At 45.3% G+C, this 18,691-nt stretch carries 13 protein-coding genes; 7 read left to right on the top strand and 6 right to left on the bottom strand.

What is annotated here, in order from left to right:
* Positions 1-129 precede the first annotated feature (129 nt).
* The 3 genes from AB4Z08_RS34860 (at position 130) to AB4Z08_RS34850 (ending at position 6,003) form a co-directional block, all read left to right on the top strand.
* Positions 130-3,384, top strand: a complete 3,255-nt coding sequence (locus AB4Z08_RS34860) for a SusC/RagA family TonB-linked outer membrane protein (RefSeq protein WP_441578403.1) — start codon at positions 130-132, stop codon at positions 3,382-3,384.
* A gap of 25 nt (positions 3,385-3,409) precedes the next feature.
* Entirely contained in the window at positions 3,410-4,960 is a 1,551-nt protein-coding gene (locus AB4Z08_RS34855; RefSeq protein WP_441578402.1) for a RagB/SusD family nutrient uptake outer membrane protein, read from the top strand.
* 164 nt (positions 4,961-5,124) lie between these two features.
* Entirely contained in the window at positions 5,125-6,003 is an 879-nt protein-coding gene (locus AB4Z08_RS34850) for an ATP-grasp domain-containing protein (RefSeq protein ID WP_441578401.1), read from the top strand.
* Between the two features lie 54 nt (positions 6,004-6,057).
* On the opposite strand, the gene AB4Z08_RS34845 is transcribed toward AB4Z08_RS34850, so the two are convergent.
* Positions 6,058-6,804, bottom strand: coding sequence for a hypothetical protein (locus tag AB4Z08_RS34845; RefSeq protein ID WP_441578400.1), 747 nt, complete (start codon positions 6,802-6,804; stop codon positions 6,058-6,060).
* 183 nt (positions 6,805-6,987) lie between these two features.
* On the opposite strand from AB4Z08_RS34845, the gene AB4Z08_RS34840 reads away from it, so the two are divergent.
* The 3 genes from AB4Z08_RS34840 to AB4Z08_RS34830 all read left to right on the top strand — a co-directional run bounded on the left by AB4Z08_RS34840 (position 6,988) and on the right by AB4Z08_RS34830 (position 10,196).
* Positions 6,988-7,578, top strand: coding sequence for a Crp/Fnr family transcriptional regulator (locus tag AB4Z08_RS34840; RefSeq protein WP_441578399.1), 591 nt, complete (start codon positions 6,988-6,990; stop codon positions 7,576-7,578).
* Between the two features lie 85 nt (positions 7,579-7,663).
* Complete coding sequence (locus tag AB4Z08_RS34835; RefSeq protein WP_441578398.1) at positions 7,664-8,020, top strand: nuclear transport factor 2 family protein; 357 nt, start codon at positions 7,664-7,666, stop codon at positions 8,018-8,020.
* A gap of 121 nt (positions 8,021-8,141) precedes the next feature.
* Positions 8,142-10,196 carry a LamG-like jellyroll fold domain-containing protein gene (locus AB4Z08_RS34830; protein WP_441578397.1) on the top strand — a complete coding sequence of 685 codons (2,055 nt, stop codon included), beginning with the start codon at positions 8,142-8,144 and terminating at the stop codon, positions 10,194-10,196.
* 123 nt (positions 10,197-10,319) lie between these two features.
* Here AB4Z08_RS34830 and AB4Z08_RS34825 read toward each other — a convergent pair whose 3' ends face one another.
* From AB4Z08_RS34825 to AB4Z08_RS34815, 3 genes are all read right to left on the bottom strand, one after another.
* On the bottom strand, positions 10,320-11,831 hold the full coding sequence (locus AB4Z08_RS34825) for a RagB/SusD family nutrient uptake outer membrane protein (RefSeq protein ID WP_441578396.1): 1,512 nt from the start codon (positions 11,829-11,831) through the stop codon (positions 10,320-10,322).
* 57 nt (positions 11,832-11,888) lie between these two features.
* Positions 11,889-14,957, bottom strand: coding sequence for a SusC/RagA family TonB-linked outer membrane protein (locus AB4Z08_RS34820; protein ID WP_441578395.1), 3,069 nt, complete (start codon positions 14,955-14,957; stop codon positions 11,889-11,891).
* Positions 14,958-15,180: 223 nt separating this feature from the next.
* Complete coding sequence (locus AB4Z08_RS34815) at positions 15,181-15,672, bottom strand: hypothetical protein (protein ID WP_441578394.1); 492 nt, start codon at positions 15,670-15,672, stop codon at positions 15,181-15,183.
* A 246-nt stretch (positions 15,673-15,918) separates the two neighbouring features.
* On the opposite strand from AB4Z08_RS34815, the gene AB4Z08_RS34810 reads away from it, so the two are divergent.
* The gene (locus tag AB4Z08_RS34810) at positions 15,919-16,650 is read left to right on the top strand and encodes a GntR family transcriptional regulator (RefSeq protein WP_441578393.1); all 732 of its coding nucleotides are present in this window, start codon (positions 15,919-15,921) and stop codon (positions 16,648-16,650) included.
* Between the two features lie 43 nt (positions 16,651-16,693).
* On the opposite strand, the gene AB4Z08_RS34805 is transcribed toward AB4Z08_RS34810, so the two are convergent.
* Both AB4Z08_RS34805 and AB4Z08_RS34800 read right to left on the bottom strand, forming a co-directional pair.
* Complete coding sequence (locus AB4Z08_RS34805; RefSeq protein ID WP_441578392.1) at positions 16,694-17,692, bottom strand: aldo/keto reductase; 999 nt, start codon at positions 17,690-17,692, stop codon at positions 16,694-16,696.
* A gap of 64 nt (positions 17,693-17,756) precedes the next feature.
* A complete protein-coding gene (locus AB4Z08_RS34800) occupies positions 17,757-18,644 on the bottom strand; it encodes a helix-turn-helix domain-containing protein (protein WP_441578391.1) in 888 nt (295 codons plus the stop codon).
* Positions 18,645-18,691: the final 47 nt, after the last annotated feature.

Raw genomic sequence — 18,691 nt, 5'->3', positions numbered from 1 at the left:
TATTTCCAGCCATTGACCACTAAAGCATTCCACATTTATTGAGTCTTAATAAGAACTTTCCAGGTTATGAAAATACCAACGAAGCAAACAACGTTTGAGCTGCCATGTTATGGAAGAAAACTGCTACTAATGTTTAAATTCACCGGCGTGTTGTTGGGGTTATTTCTCCAGGCATCCGCATCAGGATACTCGCAAAACACCATTTCCGTTTCCTTTGTAAAGGCAGATGTAGAAAAGGTTTTCCACTATCTCGAAAGAAAATCGGGGTATACGTTTTACTATAGCAATACTGCCATAGAAAAATTGCCGAAACTCAGTCTGACCATGGAAAAGGCAGATATTCGGGATGTGCTGAATGAAATATCCCATCAAACAGGACTGCACTACGCTATCATGGATAATAACATGGTAGTGTTTAAAAATGCTGCTGACCAGATCCGGACAAAGAAAATCACCGGTAAAGTACTGGATGAAAAAGGACAGCCTTTACCCAATATTACAGTGCAGGTAAAAGGCACTACCACAGGCGCCTTAACCACCACAGATGGTCTGTTCTCGCTGCAGGTGCCCGATAATGCCGTCCTGGTAATATCCGCCATCGGCTTCCTTAAACAGGAAATCACCGTGACCGATCAAACTGCGCTGACAATTATCCTGAAAGAAGATGTAGCCGGCCTGAATGAAGTAGTAGTGGTGGGATACGGTACCCAGGAAAAACATAAACTCACCAGCGCCGTGGCCACCATCTCAGGTGCTGATTTGAATAAACGCGTGGCTACCAACCCTGCTTCGCTGCTCCAGGGGCAGCTGCCGGGTTTACAGGTAACACAGGGCTCCGGTGAGCCCGGAAATGAAAACGTACAACTGCGTATCAGGGGGATCAGTACTTTCAGCGGCGCCGGCAACGACCCATTGGTGGTGATTGATGGACTGCCCGGTAGTCTGAGTGCATTAAACCCCAATGATATCGAATCAGTTTCCGTACTGAAAGATGCGGCTTCCGCCGCCATTTATGGTTCCCGCGGCGCTAATGGTGTGATTGTCGTTAAAACAAAAAAAGGCAAGAATGGCTTCTCGCTTACCTACGGCTATAACCTGGGTATTTCCAAAGCCGCAAAACTGCCGGACATTATTTCCAATTCGGCGGAGTATATGCAACTCTCCAATGAGGCAAGAGCTAACTCCGGGTTAGCTCCGATCTATACCCAGCAACAAATAGACCTGTACAAGAATGCAACAGACCGCGTGAAATATCCCAACCACAACTGGCTGAATGATATTTTCCGCACTGCTTACACACAGAACCATTATCTGAATATGAGCGGTGGTAAAGATAATACCACCTACAGTTTGGGCCTGGGCATCAGCAATCAGCCCGGTGTATTGATCGGGTTCGACTACAAAAAATATACACTTGATCTTGGCCTCAGCTCCAGGGTTAATAAAAGAGTGACTATTGGTACCAATGTACAGATGCGCTATGCCGACAGAAAATATCCTGAAAACGGCGCAGGGGACATGTTCCTCTCCGCGCTGGCACAGTCACCACTCTATCCCGCTTCCAGCGATGGAAAGTGGATCAAAAAAGGCTATTCCAATGAGTTAGGCAATAAGAACCCCGTAGCCATCGTGGGAGAAGATGTGAGGGTGAGAACCAATGATTACTATGCACAGGGTAATTTGTCGCTCGATGTGGATATCGTAGATGGACTGAGATGGGAGAACAGGGCCGGTATGAACTACGACAACTACAAATACAATGATTTCAGACCTACCGTACCTACTTATTATTATAGTGATATGAGTCCTGCCGGGTTGCTGGATGATGGTACACCCGGACTAAGCGTAGGTAATTCAGGTTATATCTATACCGTATATTATTCCCAGTTTACTTATAAGAAGAAATTTGGGGTACACAATCTTTCTGCCCTGGCAGGTTTTCAACAGGAACAGAATAAGGCTGACACCCTGAATGCCAGCCGCACACAGTTTCCCACTAACCTGCTGAGAGAACTGAATGCCGGACCTTCAGAAGGACAGGCCAATAATGGGACCTCCGGTCAATGGGCCATTCGTTCATTTTATGGTAATGCCAACTACGATTATAAAGATAAATACCTGTTTGGCGCCAGTGTTAGATACGATGGTACATCAAGACTCCCGTCAGATACTCGCTGGGGTTTATTCTATTCCTTTTCCGGCGCATGGAGAATGTCGGAAGAAGCATTCCTCAAACAGGCTTCCTGGATCAACGATCTTAAATTACGCGCTTCCTGGGGACAGTTAGGGAATCAGAACATCGGTACATATCCTTATCAGTCTACACTGGACAACAGACCTTATGTATTTGGCTCCAGTGTTAGCACCGGCTTTAACGGCAGCCAGCTGATAGATCCGGGGCTTACCTGGGAAACCACCCGGGTACTCGATCTGGGTATTAACCTGACAGCCTTTGATAACAAACTTACGTTTACCGGCGACTGGTTTAATAAATACACCTTTGATATCCTGCGCACTTCCCAGGTGCCGCTATGGCTGGGCTTAGCGGCGCCCACTGTGAATAATGGCGCCGTGAGAAATAAAGGGTTTGAATTAAATGTACAGTACAATGACCGGATCGGGAAGAATTTCACCTGGTATATAGGCGCCAATTTACAGCGTTATAAAAACGTATTGGAGGAATTTGGTAAAAGACAGATCGATGATCATACGATCCGGGAAGAAGGACATGCCCTGGATGAATATTACATGTATCAATGGGATGGCATTTTCCAGAGTGCAGATGAAATTGCAAAATCACCCAAGCAGCCGGTGGCAGCTACACCGGGTGATCTGAAAATAAAAGATGTGAATGGCGATGGTGTGATTGATGACAAAGACCGTACCTATACAAAAGGAAAGTATCCTTCCTTCCAATATGCGGTGAACCTCGGCGCTTCCTGGAAAAACTTTGATCTGAGTGCGCAATTATATGCATCTGAAGGACAGAAAATCTATGTAAACGGATGGGGTATAGAACCTTTCAGACAAGGATCCGTTCCCACCACCGACTGGCGCAACCGCTGGACACCGGAGCATCCCAGCACCACTATGCCTAAAATTTATGTAGCAGATGGATATCAACCGGTACAGTATTATGCTTCTACCTACTACCTGAAAGATGCTTCCTTTATAAGGCTCAGGAATGTGCAGCTGGGATATAATCTGCCTGCTGCCAAAATTGCCAGGGCAGGTATCAAATCACTGCGGATATTCTTTACGGCAGATAACGTATTTACCATCAGCAAATTCCCGGGCCTTGATCCGGAACGCGTAGGAGACGGTAGCTATGTTACCTATCCGCAAACAAAAACGTACACTTTCGGCGCCATGGTGCAGTTTTAATTTCTTCCTGTTAAATGATTCAGTTATGAAAAAATATCAGCAATACTTACTTTTAATTGCGGGTGCAGCAGTCATGATATTCAGCGGATGTAAGAAAGTGCTGGACGTAATGCCACCTGATAAACTGGCTTCTTCGTTGTTCTGGAAAACACCGGCGGATGCAGATCAGGCACTCACTGGCTTATACAACTATCTCTATGCAAATGGTGGCGGTTATGCTACCTCACAGTTTTCCGTTTTTGCCTGGGATAACTTTACAGATGATTCTTACGGACAATATAATTACGGCGGAGGGAACAATGCACTCATTTCGGGTATTACCCCTCAATCCGGCGATTTTGTAAATGTCTATTATGTAAATAGCTACCAGGCGATCGCTGCTGCCAATTCATTCCTGGCGAATGTTGGAAAAGTACTGACCGGTGATAAGCTCACCCTTTATAAAGGGGAAGCCTATTTCCTCCGGGCATTTAACTACTTCTGGCTGGCACAGCTCTATGGCAATACCGTTATTATCACGGAGGATCCGTTTACCGTGGATTATACCTCTTCCCGCGCCAAATCCAGCAGGGAAGATGTGTTGAAACTGGTGCTGACAGACCTGGATGCTGCCATCGCCGCACTGCCCGATGCTGCTTATCGTGACGGACATGCCGTGAAAGCCACTGCACAGGGATATAAGGTAAGGGTGCTGTTGTTCCAGAAAAAATATGCCGAAGCAGCAGCACTGGCAAAGGAGATCATGACAGCTAATAAATTCGGTCTCAATGGCAGCTATGCCGGCAATTTTTATAAACCGGATCAGAACAACAGTAAGGAAATCCTGTTTTCCGTAAGATACCAGCGCCCGAATATCCTGCACCAGGATGTGGCTATTGCAGTAAACCTGCAACGCTGGAAGGGCGAACAGGGTACACAGGACCTGATCGATGAATATGAAGCAGCAGATGGTAAAGACACGGCTTCTTCCGCTGTATATGTTAAAGGCAAGCCTTATGAAAACAGGGATCCCCGCATGCGGCTCACCTTCTTTTTCCCCGGCGATACCAAAGCACAGGGATGGCCCTTTACCGGTGCATTGTCCGTTGCCACACCTGGCAAAGACAGCTGGACAACCGGTTACTATGCTGTGAAAAAATGGCTAGATCCCAGCCTGGTGGATCCTGATTATGGCACTATAGACGACAACGATTTTGTATTGCTGCGTTATGCAGATATCCTGCTGATGTATGCAGAAGCACAGAATGAAGCAGCAGGGCCGGATGGTACCGTGTATGCGGCCATCAAACTGGTCAGGAACCGGAGCAATATGCCGGATCTTCCTGCGGGATTATCTCAAACGGATATGCGTACACGTATCCGGCATGAAAGACGCGTGGAATTTGCACTGGAAGGGCTCCGTTATTTCGACTTGAGAAGATGGGGGATTGCCACACAAAAACTAAATGGATTTGTGCCTAATCCATTACAACCTACTATTAAAACAAAGTACCAGGATAATTACGAATTCTGGCCTATTCCACAAACGGAAATAGACCGCAATGAACCGCTGCTGTTGCAGAATCCGGGATACTGAGGACCGTGATTAAATAGCAAACGCTGTAAAATAATGAGTCATCATTGTTTTACGGCGTTTGTTGTTTAAGAAAAGAGAAGCCATATTATAATTAAGAAGTCATCCGTCTTTGAAGTATTTTTGCAGACCAAACCGATTGTCTCAAATACATAAAGCCGGAAACTATGAATAAAAGAATAGCGCTGGTGACCTATCAGCAACAGGCACGATATACTGCAGGAGTCACCGTGAATGAAGATGAACAATTGCTGAAATTTCTACAGGAGAAAGGACTCGACATTACTTCTGTTGTCTGGAATGCGCCGGAAATAAACTGGCAGGAATATGATGTGGCCATTATAAAATCACCGTGGGATTATCATGATCAGATTGATACATTCTATGCCTGGTTAAAGACCACGGAGCAAGCTGGTGTCCAGCTATTGAATTCCGCTGAAATGATTGCCTGGAACAGTAACAAAAAATACCTCCTTGAAATAGCTGCCGCCGGATTACCTATCATCCCCAGCAAGCTGATTGAAAAGGGTGAATCACCAGACTGGAAGTCTTTTTTTGGGTTGTGGCATACCGATAAAATTGTGGTGAAACCCTGTGTAAGCGCTGGCGCCAAAAACACGATGCTGCTTACTGTGGAGGGAATCGAAGAAAAACGTGACCAGCTGACTGCCTTATTGCAAATTGAAGATTACCTGGTACAACCCTATCTGAACGAGATTGAGGAAGGAGAGTGGTCCTTTGTTTTTTTCGGTGGAGTGTTTAGCCACTCAGTATTAAAAACACCCAAACAAGGTGATTTCAGGGTACAACATTATCATGGAGGCACCATCAGCACAGTGCCAACTACTGATATATTTATTCATAAAGCCGAAGCCTACGTAGATCATTTTGGGAAAGGCTCGTTATACGTAAGGGTAGACGGCCTTATCAAAGAAGGCGAGTTTTACCTGATGGAACTGGAAATGATTGAACCCTATCTGTTTCTGAGTACTGCGGAAAATGGGTATGAAAATTACTATAAAGCATTGATGACATTACTACAATAGGGCAACTGCAAAAGAGGCGCTTTCCTGATGAAGAAAGTGCCTCTTTTGTATACATCACTTTTTGTTCGTATGCTTTGCTGCATTTCTTTCATTCATCAGGAGTTGTACCATCTCCCGGAGTTGTTTGATTTCTTTATCCTGCTGAATAACATACAGTGTAAGCTCTTCAATTTTCTGCATGTGTTTTTGTTGCATGTCGCCAAGATCCAGTCCATCTTTTTCAACTTCTATGGCGGCAGGTATTCCCGGCAGGTGTTTATCTTTTAAAATCTGTTTTTCCAGTTCCGCCAGTGATGGTAATACATAGTGTTCATCAAAAACAAAATCTGCCCAACCTGTTGTGGTCACTTTTACTCTCATGGCAGTAATAGTTCCCCTGACAGCCAGTTCTGTTTGTGGTTTGGAAGTATTGATACCCACTTTGCCGTCGTCCATGATGGTAAATCTGTTGGCACACATACCACCTGCTGTGCACTCTTTATAATCATAGTTCCAGAATTGGAGACTGTTACCATATCCGGAGCCGGCCATATTGTAAATACTCCATCGCTGGCCTTGTCCGAGTGCAGTTTTGAGTGGATTAATCAACGAAAGATATCCGCCTATCTGGCCGACAGAATCTACCCGGGTGCTTGTCAGGGCACCATTATTAGCCAGTATATTACCGGCTACCTCGAGCCTTTGTGTAGGGGTGGATGTGCCAATACCTATTTTGCCGGTGACTTCGTAAATGGGAGGGTTCTGTTGCGCATGCACAACAAACGGAATTGCTGCAAAGAGCAGGGTTACAAAATATTTCATAGTAGGATGTTTAGTATCACAATGGTACAAAAAAAATGATGATCTCTTTTTATCAAGATGATGATAACTGCATATGCAAAAAAAGTAGCCGTCTAAAAGTGATACAGTTTTCTATTTAGTTGATTTACATTAGGAAGATAATTTTTTCAATACTACCTTCCTGTTTTAAAATCCTATAACCGGATGTTTGACCTTGATAACATGGCGGCAAAAAATGTATTGCATTACATTCATTCGCTCACCCTTTATACAGATAAAAACTGGGAAGTGCTGTATCCGGCACTCAGCATTGTGGAATTCAAAAAAGATGAATACCTGCTGGAAACCGGGAAGGTATGTCAGTCGCTGTTTTATATCAGCAAAGGCTGTTGCAGGGCTTTTTACGATAAAGATGGGAAACATATCAACACCGCTTTCTTTTTTGAAAATGATATAGCCACCAATATCAACAGCTTTGCCCGGGGCGAAGTATCCGCGCATGCTATTCAGGCAATGGAAGCGCTAACCGCGGTGAGGTTTGATAAGCAGCTGTTGTATGCCGCAGCCATCATAGATCCGGATATTGAAACGCTGGGCAGGAAATGCCTGCAGGGGATTGCGGCGAGGCAGGAACAACATGCCGCCATATATAAACTCATGACAGGACTGGAACGATACGAATACATGGAAGAACACTTCCCGGAGGTAGTACAACGGGTATCATTAACACAGTTGTCTTCCTACCTTGGCGTAGCCAGGGAAACGTTGAGCCGTATCCGTGCCCGAAGAGGATAAGGAATGCTTTGTGACGAACGTCACAGATTAATCTCCCGGAATCGCGCGAATTTTACACCACGATAGGAACTTTAAATTTAAAAACATGAGTGTAGCAACAACCACCAACGCAAAAGAAACGGTATTGGCTTTTATTAAGGCATTGAACGATGAAGATTTTACAGCAGCCCGGCAATATCTGCAGGATGATTTTACTTTCACGGGCGTGCTGGGTAGCCGCAACGGGGCAGACACCTACCTGACGGATATGTCGCGTATGAAATTTAAATACACGGTTAAAAAAGCATTTGCAGACGGCCAGGATGTGAGTCTCTACTATGACGTTAATATGGGCGACAAAACCATTTTCTGCAGCGGCTGGTATGAACTGGCAGATAATAAAATCAGTAAATTCCGGGTAATCTTCGACCCCCGCCCGCTGCTGGATAATCCGGCACAGTAAGTATAAATAAGTATTAACAGCGGCAGCTCTTTAAAGGAGCGCCGCTGTTTGTTTTAGCGCCCGGCTGGTTAATTTCTCCATTTATCGCTGAATTATTTTATACTTGTAAAAATAGTGAACAATGAAAGTCAACCTGTTTTTCCGTTGTGGGAAAAAACTACTCTTTGCCGGCATCTGCCTGTTTTCAGGTATCCTTTCCAATGCGCAGTCCCGGAATAATGCATTGCTGTTGGATGGCAACGATAATAATCCTTGTATAGGCATGGACATTATCCGCCGGCAATGGACACTGGAAGCCTGGATTAAAGGGGATGACAACAACTGGAAAGACAAGGAAGCGATTATAGGAGGAGGGGAGTATGCAGAATACCCTAACATTGACAACCTACCCCTGATGCTCAAAAATGGGCATCTGTATTGTGCTAAGGCGAATATTACGGCGCCGGAAGTACTGGATAACAAATGGCACCACGTAGCTGCTACGTGTGACGGTAGCGAAACCAGGTTATATATTGATGGTAAAGAAGCAGGCAGCGCAAAAGTCGCGGTAGATATCCTGCCGGGTGCCATCGGCACTAATGACCAGGACTCCAGCACCTTTGGCGGCACCATTGATGAGGTCCGTATCTGGACCACTGCCCTTGCTCCGGCAACGCTCCGGGAATGGATGTACCAGCCGCTTACTTCCCGTCACCCCAATTTCAGGGCACTGAAAGGATACTATACTTTTGATGATATGGCCGATGATGTTTGCCTGAACCTCGTAGGAAAAGGCCACCAGGCATATCATATGCGGAATACCCGTAAAAAATACAAGGGGAAGCTACCACTGGCCGTTCTGGTGAGAAATGATAACCCGCTATTTGTAACACCCTCCAACAAGCAACAGCTATTTAATGCCGTGACCATTCAAAGTGAGTGGGATGCTGATCAGGGCAGCAAAGGCGATGCAATGCTAAAACTACGTATAGTGGTCAACGGTATCACTGCTCCGCTGAAGTTAACAGCATTGCAACTGGACTTATCGCATGCCTCCACTATCAAAGATGTGGCAGCCGTGCATGTTTATGAGGCGGGGCAAACGCCCCGTACTGCCGCTGGCAAAGAGCTGTTTGGATCTGGAAAAGCGCCGGTCCGGAAAATGATTTTTACTTTGCCTCCGGCAGATGGATATACGCTGAAAGACGGGGTGAATTATTTCCTGGTGACCTTCGATGTGAAGCGGGATGCTATGCCCGGTGATACCCTGCACGCGGCAGTGGCTTCTTTTTCATTGAATGGGGTTAAGTACACACCGGAAGAAGCGCCTTCCAATATTGTGAAAACAGTGGTGGCATCCTCCGCTACTAATCCGCATATCGTGAAGTTATTACAATGGAATATCTGGCATGGTGGTGTACATGTGGGCAACAATGGGCCGAACCGGATCAAAGAACTACTTGTTAAAACAAATGCGGATATTATTTCCATGCAGGAAGCTTATGGTTCCCAGCAGATGTTGCGGGACTCCCTGGGATTCCAGTTGCAAACATCTGCTCCCGGCGCTAACCTGGCTCTTTTCAGCCGGTATCCGCTGGTTGCACATCCCTCCAATGATAAATTTAAATCCAACACTGCTACCATTCAATTACCCGGCAACCGGAAAATACTGATGGGCAACTGGTGGTTGCGATATGCTTATAAACATGAGTATACTGATTTTTATCCCACACCCGGATATAATACGGCTGATTGGGTGGCAGAAGATAGTGAACTGGCGGAAGCGGATGCACGTAAAAATATGGAACAGGACATAGACCCGGTTTGGCAGGCTGATACTACATTACCCGTTATCCTGGCCGGGGATTTTAATTCCGGGAGTCACCTGGATTGGACCGGCAGAGCGGCATTCCTGCATTATGGATATGGCCCGGTGGAATTACCTGTGTCAAAGCTGATGCTGGGAAAAGGTTATGTGGATAGCTACCGCGAACTTCAACCGGATGAAGTCACGCATCCTGCAGGTACCTTTGCCGCTATTTATGGACATCTGCAAACTTCCAGGATAGATTTTATTTACTATAAAGGGCCGCGCATTAAGGCGGTATCTTCCAAAATTATCAGAACAGCTCCAGAGATAGATGATGTATGGGCTTCCGATCATTCGGCAGTATTGACAGTGTTTGAACTGCGGTAGGCAAAAGGAAAAAGGCATAAAGCCAAAAGCTATTGAAGCGAATGATCCGGGCGAATATTATTTTCCGCTTAGATCATTCGCTTCAATAGCTTTTGGCTTTATGCCTTTTGCTTTCCGCTTCTACTAGAAGCCTGGATTATTGGGTAAAAGATTCGGGTTCACGTCCAATTCCTGTTTAGGAACTGGGAACAACAAATTCTTTTCCGCAAAAGTGGCATTAAACACGGTGGTATGTCCGATGAAGTTATCCCAGTTGCCGGTAACATCATTATGTACTTTCCGGGTTCGGATCATATCGAACCACATTTTATTTTCAAAGCACAGTTCGAAGTACCGCTGCAGCCATACTTCCTGTTCAAAAGCGGTTTGCGACATGCCCGCAGGTAAAGGTCCCAATGTCGCACGATCGCGGATCGCCTTCACATATTTAAGGGCATCGGCGTTAGGCCCGCCTTCTGCACGGTTAGACGCTTCTGCATACATCAGGTATACATCGGCGAGGCGATATATGGTAAAGTTAAGATCAGACTTGGCTGTATTTACCACTGCCAGTGAATCAAAGAATTTGTAGATGTACGTATTCTTGAAAGTAACCGTATCGGTGCTGTTCATCTTTCTATACTTGGTATAGAAAAATTGTCTCTCCTGTACACGCTTATCTCCTGCAGGGAATGACTTTATAAACTGAGGGGTAGGATATACGGATCCAAATTCATCAGAATATTTGGAGATGCCTGCATAGTTGGGAATGGTGAGGGGCGTCAGCGGATTGGTTGAAGGTACGGAGGCCGCATACTGCACCTGGAAAATGAATTCACCGATGTTTTTATTCTGCGGATTAATCATATCCGTATAAGTGTTGAAAAGTGTAGCGCCACTGTTGGCGATTACCGCTTTGGAAGCTGCTGCCGACAAGGCATAATACTGATTGCCGCCATTGATAGCTGCACCTGCATAAGTGAGATATACATCAGCCAGCAGGGTTTGTACTAAGCTCATGGTCACACGACCGGTATTGTCTTTCCATGGCAATGTTGATTTTGCCGCTTCTACCAGGTCCGGAATAATGATACTGTCGTAGATGGCTTTGGCAGGCGTACGTGACAGGTTCAGATTGTCGGGGGTAGGTACGGTGGGCACCACTGTTACCTTAGGAACAGCGCCATACAGTCTTACCAGGTAAAAATAATACAGTGCACGCAGCGTCCTGGCGGCAGCCAGCTGGTTAGTAGTAGTGGCAGCGGGTTGTATGGCCTTCGGAATGTTCTGAATGGCCAGGTTACACGCGCCTACACCGAGGTATAAACGTTGCCACCAGGTGTCTACATAAAACGAGGTGATGTTGTAGCTGAGATTCTGGAAGTTGATAAAACCTGTTTGCCCAAGATCACTGTTGGCCTTACCAGTCATAAACTCCATCAGGTTGTAGGTGTTGCCTCCGTAAGAAGAAGGTTGACCCCAGATTAAACCCGGGAGATTCTGATAACAACCATTTGTAAAAGCGGTGGCCACTTTGGGGCTGGTAAGATCAGCATCCGGCGTGAGGAAGTTAGTTGGTTTTTCTTCCAGGAATTTTTTGCAGGAGCAACTGAGCAACACCAGCAACGCGATTAATATATGTTTTGTCGTTTTCATTTTCAGATTTTTTAATTCACTAAAATGATATCACATCAATGGTTAAACGCAAAGCTGCTAAAAGTTAAGGTTTACACCCAGGTTCCACACGCGGGGGCGTGGATAAGGGAAGAAGTCAATGTTCTGAGAGAAGCCAACGTTGGCGCCATAGGTGCTGTTAAATGTATCTACTTCCGGATCGTAACCAGTGTATTTGGTGATCAGGAAAAGGTTTTGCACGCTGGCGTAAATACGGAATTTGGTGATATGACTTCTTTGCATGAAAGCGTCCGGGAACGTATAACCGAGTGTAAAGTTCTGGCCACGGATATAAGAACCATCTTCTACCCACCAGGTATCAAAGTGAGAATCCTGTGTGAATTTATAGCTGCGTACCTGTGCAATGGAGGTGTTCTGGTTATTAGGAGTCCACGCATTTAACACGGTAGCCAGACTGTTTGCCAGTGTTTGACGGTCTTCTGTAGAGTGTTTAAAGGTAGCGGCTGTATTTACACCCTGTACGAAGCGTATATCACAGGTAAGATCCCATCCTTTGTATTTGAAATTAGTACTGAAGGTACCTGTCCACTTAGGATAGGCCCGGCCTATGATGCTATAGGATGGATTGCCATTGGCGTCATAAATATACTTTCTGTCGCCGGGCAGCAGGGAGTGTTTGGCTGCTTCTGCTGCTTCATCAGAGCTGTAGGTGCCCAGCCTGGTCATGCCATAGAAGGAACCAATAGGTTGACCTACCCGCAATACGTTTGTCTGACCCAGGAAGTTTGGTCCGGGGAAGATATCCGCATTACCATCATTGAGGTTTAATATTTTGTTTTTGTTGGAAGCGAAAATGAAATTAGTGGTCCAGGTAAAGTTGGAGTTTTGAATATTCACGGTATTCAGACTTACTTCAAAACCTCTGTTTCTCACAGAGCCTACGTTTTTGTATACATTCGCATTGAACATGCCGGCCGACCATGGAATAGGCGCTGCCAGTAACAGGTCTTTGGTGGTACGGTTGTAGTAATCTACGCTCAGGTTAATACGGCTTTGTAAAACAGACAATTCTATACCTGCATCCACCTGGTTGGATTTTTCCCATTTAAGATTTGGGTTACCGATATAACCGGGTACTAATGTGGGTTGATTGGCACCACTTAACACCGTTTGGTCAGGTCTGTACTGTGCAAAGTTCTGGAACTGACCGATTTCCTGGTTACCGGTAAGTCCGTAGCTGGCGCGGATCTTTAAGTTGTTGATAAATTTGCTGTGTTTCAGCCATTCTTCTTCTGATACACGCCATGCAGCGGCAACAGAAGGGAAGAATGCAAATTGTTTACCCGGACTGAATTTGGAAGAACCATCATATCTGCCGGTAGCGGTAAACAGGTATTTGTTGTGCAGGCTGTAGTTAACACGTCCATAATATGAGTTCATGTCCCAGGGGGTAGTCAGCGAGGTGGCATTGGAACGTACAGATCCTGCTGCCAGGCTATTCCACTGGAAATAATCAGACAGGAAGTTCTGGGTTTCTACGAGGTCATTTTCTCCTGAATATTTGATAAAGGAGAGACCGGCTACTGCATTTAAAGAGCTGTTATTTTTGAACTGTTTGTTATAAGTAAAATAGCTTTCTGACTGCCAGTATTTATTGTAGTCATTGGTAATTCTGGCTACACCACCCTGATCCTGTGACAGGTGAGGTAAATCACCTGCAGAGTAGTAGTTGGCTTTGTTGCTGACCAGGTCATAACCAAAATCTGTTTTAAAATCCAGCTCTTTGGTAATGTGGAACAGCAGGTAAACATTACCCAGTGTATGTTGCTGATTGTTCAGTGTATACCGGTTCTGCGCAATATGTACCGGGTTGGGACCTCCTTCCAGACCGGCAATATCATTATTACCAGCCCAGGTGCCATCAGGATATCTCACAGGTACAATAGGTACTTCTTCTGTTACCATCCTGGCTACGTTCAGGGAGCCGTTACCATCGGAAATCAATCGCTGTTTGCTGGAAATAATATTCAGGCTACCGCCTACTTTCAGCCAGTCTTTTACATCATTGTCAAAGGTGAGCCTGGCAGAATATCTTCTGAACCAGGATTCTGTCATTAAACCATTCTGATTCAGGAAGCCAAGAGAGGCACTGTACAGCATTTTGTCATTACCGCCCTGGAAGTTCAGCTGGTGGCTGGTAGACACGGCTGGTTTGTATACTTCTTTTTCCCAGTTGGTATTATAAATGGGTTTGTCGTTGGCATCAAACAGCAATGGGAAATTCTGATGATTGAGTGCTGCCGGCGGAGCCCAGGTGCCATGTGCCGGGTCAAATTTGGTGGCATTGACAAATGCTTCGTTATATACTTTTACAAATTCATCTGAATTCAGTGTTTTAAGATGTCTGGACAGGGTGCTTACGTTCAGGTCGCCCTGGTAGCTTACCTGGGTAGGGCCGGGTTTACCGCGTTTAGTGGTGATCATGATCACACCATTCGCACCTCTGGCACCATAAATGGCAGTGGAAGATGCGTCTTTCAATACTTCGAGGGAGGCGATATCATTAGGGTTGATGGCATTACCATCCACACCCGCCACTCCATCTACTACATAGAGTGGATCGAGGGAGGAGTTGACAGAGCCGATACCCCTGATACGTACTTTTGCTGCCTGTCCCGGAGCACTGCTGTTAACGTTTACATCCACGCCGGGTACTTTACCCTGCAATGCCTGTGAAATGTTGGGTACTGGTGCATCCATGATCTGTTCTGCCTTGAGAGAGGTGACGGCGCCGGTCAGATCAGATTTTTTTACGGAACCATAACCAATCACCACGAGATCATTCAGCGTATTGGCCTGTTCCGATAATACTACGTTGATAACAGTTTGGTTGCCTACTTTCACTTCTTTCGTAGCAAATCCTGTAAAGGAAAATACGAGGACTGCATTAACATCGGGTACTGTTACTGTGTAGAAGCCTTTGGCGTCTGCGATGGTACCTTTTACGGTACCCTTAATGGCCACCGTAGTATTAGGGATCTCGCTCCCGTCGGCAGCATTGGTGACCTTGCCACTTATTTTAATCTGGGCCATAGCATGCATGGAGAGTAGTATACATGCAAGCACATAAACAAGTTTTGTTTTCATAACAAGTCTTTAGAGATGATGGAATAATAGCCGGTAAATCGTTCGTTTAGTTGATAATGTGCGTGGGATTACAGTGCACATGGAAACCCCACCTTTACAAGTTGATTTAGCGTTGAATCATAGAAATAACAAGTTTTTTGTAATAACAAGTTTTTTAATTCAGATAGATCTGGTTGAATAATGAATAATAAATGAACAGCCGTAATTGTTTACTATCTGTTATTTACCGCCCATTTTGTTGGGTGATAGCATCGGGTAATACGCCTGCTTCTCCTCTGAAATTTCCTGAACCTTTGGGTGTGCCTGTCTTAACGTTGTACCATTCGTTGAAGTCCTGATGAGCAATGACGTAATTCGTCATGGGTTTAAGCTCATCAACAGCTTCGCGTATAAATCCATTTTTTATGAGGGTTTGTATCATTCGGTTGTTAGGCCATATATGGTCGCCTGCGTGTTGATAAACACCCGGATATGGTGACGCCAAAGCCCCGTCCATGCCTTGCAAAATCGTTTTATCACTGAGGGCTAAAAAAAAGAGACCCTTATTGCCGGTAACTGGAAGGTATTGGAATGCCTGGGACTGTACGGTATCCGGTTGGCTGTCTCTAAGAGTAGACGCCCCTGGGACCGTTTGTTGCTTATTTTGAGCATGCGTGTTTTCCGTGAAGAAAACAGGAAGGGTAATACCTGCGATTATGGGAATCAAGTTTTTCATAATGTGGCCCCGGATATTATGTACAAACATAGAAACATTAAAGTATTAATGCAAGAAAAGTTTTTCACAAGTGTGGAATATTCTTTTTAGGCATTAATGAACTGATTATAACACTTATAAATGCCAATTGTTTATTTAATTTGAAAAAATGACATCGATGTCATTTTTTTCTATGACCATACATACATACTAAAATAAGGGGGCTGAAAATTGTTTTTCTAGTTATTTTCCAGTTGCTTTGCAGGCATGAATTTGAGTATAGATCATAAAAATCCTCTACCCCTTCATATTCAGGCTGAAAACCTGTTGAGAAACATGATCAAAGATCCACAATACGCCGGTGGAAAATTTTTACCTAATGAAGTACAGTTAGCAAAACAACTGGCTATTTCCCGATCTACATTGCGTCATGCTTTAAATAAACTTGTATACGAAGGGTTACTGACCCGGAAAAAGGGAGTAGGTACAAAAGTAGCAGAAGCAGCCATCAGCTCTAAATCAAAGAACTGGTTAAGCTTTACGCAGGAAATGACAGCCCGCGGAATTTCTATAAAAAATTTCGAGCTGCATGTTACCTGGGTATTGCCGGATGAAACAATTGCTAACTTTTTTGAAATCAGCCCTTCCAAAAAAGTGCTGAAGCTGGAACGCCTGAGAGGCAAAGCGGAAGGACCTTTCGTTTATTTCATCTCTTATTTCCATCCCCGCGTAGGATTAACAGGAGAAGAAGATTTTAAACGGCCGCTATACGATATCCTCGAGAAAGATTACATGACGATCGCCACTTTATCCAAAGAAGAAATCAGCGCTAAAACGGCCGATAAATTTATTGCCTCCAAACTGGAACTGGAAGCCGGCAGCCCCATTCTTTTCAGGAAACGGTTTGTATACGATCAGGGCGAACGCCCCATTGAATACAACCTGGGCTATTACAGGGCCGACAGCTTTGTGTATACAGTTGAAAGCAGAAGAGACTAGCCTCATTTCTCTTATTGAAGCGTTTTATTTTATGGCGTATGCGTTATCCATTTAACGCCTGCATTTGTTGCGCCCCATAACGTGCTCCTGATACAGCACCAGCAGAGAAGATAGCCTCCATAGCAGCCAACTCCGCAGCAGATAACTTCACTTCCTGTGCAGCTATATTTTGTTCCAGATTTGTTATTCTTGTGGTACCTGGTATGGTAATAATATCCGCTCCCTGTGCCAATACCCAGGCGATTGCCAGCTGCGAAGGGGTACATCCCTTTTGTTGCGCCAGCTCCCGCACTTTTTCTACCAGCAGGAGATTTTTGTTGAAATTATCTCCCTGGAAACGTGGCATATGTACCCGGTAATCTTTTAAATCTTCGGGTGTACGGATAGTGCCACTCAGCAACCCCCTGCTTAAGGGTGAATAGGCCACCAGACCTATACCGTTGGCGCGCAGCATGGGTAATACTTCGGATTCAATATCCCTGCTCCATAAGGAATATTCTATTTGTAATGCAGCAATGGGATGAACCTGATGTGCTCTGTTGATCGTAGCAGCGGATGCTTCCGACAAGCCCACATAACGGATAATACCTTCCTTTACCAGATCGGCCAGTGCCCCCACGGTTTCTTCTATAGGTACCTTCGGATCTACCCTGGCCGGCGTGTACAAATCAATGTAATCTGTTTTCAGTCGCTGCAAGCTATACAATACGGCATTCCGCAAATAATCCGGGCTGGCATTCACCGGACCAAAACCAGGCTGCCCGTTTTTACCCGGTACACGCTGTACGCCCGTTTTAACACTCAGAAATGCTTTATCCCTTTTGCCGCGGATTGCTTTGGCGATCAGTTCTTCATTATGTCCCATCCCGTAAAAATCTGCGGTGTCGAGGAAGTTGGCTCCCAGCTCCAACGCTCTTTCAATGGTGGCGATGGAAGTGCTATCTGCGGTATGTCCGTATACACCGGACATACCCATGCAGCCCAGTCCAATTGCAGTTACGGATGGTCCGCCTTTTCCGAGTTCTCTTGTAAGTGTTTTCATGATCTGTTGTTTTTAACAGCACAAAGATCGTTGACCCAACCCGGGGAAGACTGGACGGATCATCTTAACCACCGGACAAATCCTTTATTTCAGCTGTAAAGGCAGAAACAGTTTTACCTGTCACCTTCCGGAATAACCGGGAAAAGTAATCCGGATCATTGAATCCAAGGTCAAAAGCGATTTCTTTAACAGATCCTTCCGCATAGTATATCTTCCGCTGTGCTTCCAGTATCAGGCGGTTGTTCACAAAAGTTTTGGGAGAAACCCCTGCATAGCGGGTCACTATATTGTACAATGCGGTGGTATTGATGCCCAGTTGCCTGGCAATGGTAGCCACAGGTGGCTGTTCCGGGAGATCCTTTTCTACCATCAGTTTGAAGTCAATATATTTTTTGAGTTTATCATCCATTCTTCCCTGTTCCGGATCCTGCAGGAAATAGGCATGGTTGATTTCTGTGAGCAGGGTATCCAGGTGGGTAAGAATAAGCTGGGCAGGTGTGTCTTTAACGGAGAGATGTTGTGCCAGCATCTTAAAAATCCACTCCAGTCGTTCTGCGGCAGCAGACGAAAAAATAATATGTTGCTGGTGGAGGGGATTTACGAGGAATGGAAATGCCTTTGGTAACATCGACAAACAATGTTGGTCAAAGCTGAGCTTAAAGTATTCCATTGCTTCGGAGGGGGCCTGGCTGGCTGGTGGCAGCTGGTGGATCTGGTGAGGTAACACAAATAAGAGGTGCCGCGGACGGAGGGCATTTTTTTGCAGATCAACCAGGTGGGTAGCGCTTCCTTTCAACAGGAACATGAAGAAGTAATGCGTTTTGCGATGGGGTTGTCTAAACCGTTCTTTCACTTCTTCCGTTAAAAATCCCATTTCGTGGGAGCTAAGGCGGATAGCGAGTTTTTCGTGTTGTTTTAATTCATCCAGGAAATGTGAGATGTCGTTCAGCATCGTTGGAGCAGATAAGTACGATGCAAGATTAAGCATAAAATGTTATC

It is taken from the genome of Chitinophaga sp. RAB17, assembly GCF_052114225.1.
Classification (GTDB): domain Bacteria; phylum Bacteroidota; class Bacteroidia; order Chitinophagales; family Chitinophagaceae; genus Chitinophaga.
The sequence above is the reverse complement of the archived record's forward strand: the minus strand, read 5'-3'. Positions and strand labels throughout refer to the sequence as shown.

What these genes read in the sequence shown, in the direction of transcription:
- AB4Z08_RS34860 (WP_441578403.1), top strand. Translation starts at nt 130, where the DNA reads ATGTTTAAATTCACCGGCGTGTTGTTGGGGTTATTTCTCCAGGCATCC.
- AB4Z08_RS34855 (WP_441578402.1), top strand. Translation starts at nt 3,410, where the DNA reads ATGAAAAAATATCAGCAATACTTACTTTTAATTGCGGGTGCAGCAGTC.
- AB4Z08_RS34850 (WP_441578401.1), top strand. Translation starts at nt 5,125, where the DNA reads ATGAATAAAAGAATAGCGCTGGTGACCTATCAGCAACAGGCACGATAT.
- AB4Z08_RS34845 (WP_441578400.1), bottom strand. Translation starts at nt 6,804, where the DNA reads ATGAAATATTTTGTAACCCTGCTCTTTGCAGCAATTCCGTTTGTTGTG.
- AB4Z08_RS34840 (WP_441578399.1), top strand. Translation starts at nt 6,988, where the DNA reads ATGTTTGACCTTGATAACATGGCGGCAAAAAATGTATTGCATTACATT.
- AB4Z08_RS34835 (WP_441578398.1), top strand. Translation starts at nt 7,664, where the DNA reads ATGAGTGTAGCAACAACCACCAACGCAAAAGAAACGGTATTGGCTTTT.
- AB4Z08_RS34830 (WP_441578397.1), top strand. Translation starts at nt 8,142, where the DNA reads ATGAAAGTCAACCTGTTTTTCCGTTGTGGGAAAAAACTACTCTTTGCC.
- AB4Z08_RS34825 (WP_441578396.1), bottom strand. Translation starts at nt 11,831, where the DNA reads ATGAAAACGACAAAACATATATTAATCGCGTTGCTGGTGTTGCTCAGT.
- AB4Z08_RS34820 (WP_441578395.1), bottom strand. Translation starts at nt 14,957, where the DNA reads ATGAAAACAAAACTTGTTTATGTGCTTGCATGTATACTACTCTCCATG.
- AB4Z08_RS34815 (WP_441578394.1), bottom strand. Translation starts at nt 15,672, where the DNA reads ATGAAAAACTTGATTCCCATAATCGCAGGTATTACCCTTCCTGTTTTC.
- AB4Z08_RS34810 (WP_441578393.1), top strand. Translation starts at nt 15,919, where the DNA reads ATGAATTTGAGTATAGATCATAAAAATCCTCTACCCCTTCATATTCAG.
- AB4Z08_RS34805 (WP_441578392.1), bottom strand. Translation starts at nt 17,692, where the DNA reads ATGAAAACACTTACAAGAGAACTCGGAAAAGGCGGACCATCCGTAACT.
- AB4Z08_RS34800 (WP_441578391.1), bottom strand. Translation starts at nt 18,644, where the DNA reads ATGCTGAACGACATCTCACATTTCCTGGATGAATTAAAACAACACGAA.